1 pseudogene is annotated in these 620 nt (G+C 32.4%); it reads right to left on the bottom strand.

Annotated elements, in window-relative coordinates:
* Positions 1–298 (bottom strand): annotated as a pseudogene (locus HMPREF2867_RS10850) (UDP-N-acetylglucosamine 2-epimerase); the annotation flags it as partial.
* Positions 299–620: the final 322 nt, after the last annotated feature.

Below are 620 nucleotides of genomic sequence, written 5' to 3'. Positions count from 1 at the left end.
GTATCACCATGAACCAAAACCAAATCAGGTTGTTCCTTCTTAACAACTGGATCAAAATTAGCCAAAATTTTAGAAGTAATTTCCTGAAGTGATTGATTTTTTCCCATGATATCCAAATCATAATCAGGAACTATTTCAAAAGTCTCCAAAACCTGATCAAGCATTTGACGGTGTTGAGCTGTGACTACTGTAATAGTATTAATGGTTTCTTGATGTTTTTCAACTCAAGAATTAACGGCGCCATCTTAATTGCCTCTGGTCTTGTCCCAAAGACAACCATAATATTTAATTTTCCCATAAGATCCCCCCTATGACCTATACGAAATCAATATAATATTGACAAATAACACTCTACATTATCACTTTATTATCCCCAATAATAAGGAAGATGAGATACTCTTCCTCCAAAAGCATTAAAGGGAATGCCCTGGCTTATTGGTCATATTTCGAAATGATGTAAAGTAGATAAAGAAAAAGGTCTCAATAAAAAGACTATCATTACGTATAAAATTCAAGAAGTTAAGACAAAAGTCAACTCATATCACCCAAGGATATCAATGGTTTTGAGCTATTTAGTCTTCTCCCTCGAATTTAAAAATACACTATTTAATAAATAAAAA

The sequence above is a fragment of the Streptococcus sp. HMSC064H09 genome, assembly GCF_001812625.1.
GTDB lineage: Bacteria > Bacillota > Bacilli > Lactobacillales > Streptococcaceae > Streptococcus.
Note: the sequence above shows the minus strand (reverse complement) of the source record. Positions and strands in the feature narration are given on the sequence as shown.